This is a genomic window from Micromonospora sp. H61 (assembly GCF_018070325.1).
Taxonomy (GTDB): domain Bacteria; phylum Actinomycetota; class Actinomycetes; order Mycobacteriales; family Micromonosporaceae; genus Micromonospora; species Micromonospora salmantinae.
On the sequence record NZ_JAGPXY010000210.1, the window covers coordinates 1 to 1,575 of the forward strand.

Sequence of the window (1,575 nt, forward strand, 5' to 3'; positions counted from 1 at the left end):
GTGAGGTGATCAGCGCGACGGCGACGGTGTCCTGCACCAGCCCATCATGGCCGTACCGGTCCGGCCCACGCACGGGGCCGCCCTCCTGCGACCCCGCATGTGTGGGTTACCGAAAAAAACGAAACGACGGCAGTGGATTACAACCGGTTCGAGGCCCCTATCTCAGCGCAGCTGGCCGTGACACAATTCGAAAATGAGCGAGCCACCCACGCCTGATTCTGTGATTGAGTGGCTTTTGGGGCTATTGTTCGGCTCCCCCTCCTTGGCAGTCTCGACATTTCTGGTAGTCAGCAGTCTGTGGGCCTGGTGGAGTTTCGGGCGAGATACGGTAAGCATGGCCTCAGTCTTACTGGACCGATCGCACGACCAGTTCAGGCTCGGATCGTTCAAAGTGCAGGTCACGCTACGGATGGCGGTGGCCTGGAGCATCCTCTACCTGGCGGCCTCGTTTGTGACCCAGATTTGGGCCGGCTCTCAGTTCTCGCCGAGCCAGGGAGGCGGGCTCAGGGAACTCTTGCAGTGGTCTGGCATTTTCGGCCTCATTGCGGTCGCCGGCTGCCTGTACCTTGTTCCGTCGCGAGGGCCAAAACATGGGGACCAACACTGGGCACCGCTGCTTGGTGTTTTCGGTGGATATCTGCTTGGTCTCGTGTGGGCCGTGCTGGCCTTTAGCGCAAAGGGCGGGCCAGACCCGGGGGACTGGTGGGTCTGCCCCGCCATGAGCTGCGTCGGCGTCCTCGGGTCCGCTCTACGGATGAGGAAGAAGTCGGTTCAGTCGTGGACGGATCACGCACCGGCCTGAGCGACCCGTTGTTTCAGGCCAGCTCTGGCGTGAAGCTGGGCTTCCCATTCCATCGGCTGGTAGCCACGGTAACCACAAGAAGGCGGTCGGCCGGAACCTCGACCTCCTGTTCTGCTGCCTGGATATGGCCCTGTTGCAACTGGCAACGGATTCGATGAAGGCCTGGCGTGACCAGACGAGTGACGCTCTCGCCGCCGCCGAGATTTCCCACATGGTCGGAGTCAATCCACACCGCTAATGGCACCCATTTCCCTTGCACCCGTGCCACTCTCCTGACTTCAAGCCGCGCCTGGCCGCCGGGTGAAGCCACGCCGCAGTTAGGGCAGTTTGGCGCACTATCGGCCACTCTATGGCTACATACACGACACGACACCAGCGCCATATGTGGAATCCTCTCTCCATACTGGATCCGCTCCGGCATCGCTAGGTTCCGTCCCGCCAGAGCCTGACTTTTACCGTACGGGGGCCACCGAGGATTCTTCGTGTCAGATTGCCGCCAAGGCTTGGGCCAAGCGCGTAAGTCGGCTCGCTCAGCGCGGGCCACGCCCGAGCCCGCTACCGATTCGCGGATGTCCCGCCGGGGCAGACCTCGCTGGCCTTCCGTGGAAGGCCGACTGAGACGACGAAAAGGGCCACCGGTCATCCGGCGGCCCTCGTCACTTGCTGGTCAAAGTGTGGGCGCGGCAGGTTTCGAACCTGCGACCCCTCGCTTGTAAGGCGAGTGCTCTCCCACTGAGCTACGCGCCCGGATCGCCCGTGTGGCGGGCCGGTGG

General features: G+C 62.9%; 1 tRNA gene. It reads right to left on the reverse strand.

Annotation, left to right across the window (positions count from 1 at the left end):
* Positions 1 to 1,477: 1,477 nt before the first annotated feature.
* Positions 1,478 to 1,549: transfer RNA gene (locus KBX08_RS33190), tRNA-Val, on the reverse strand.
* Positions 1,550 to 1,575 lie beyond the last annotated feature (26 nt).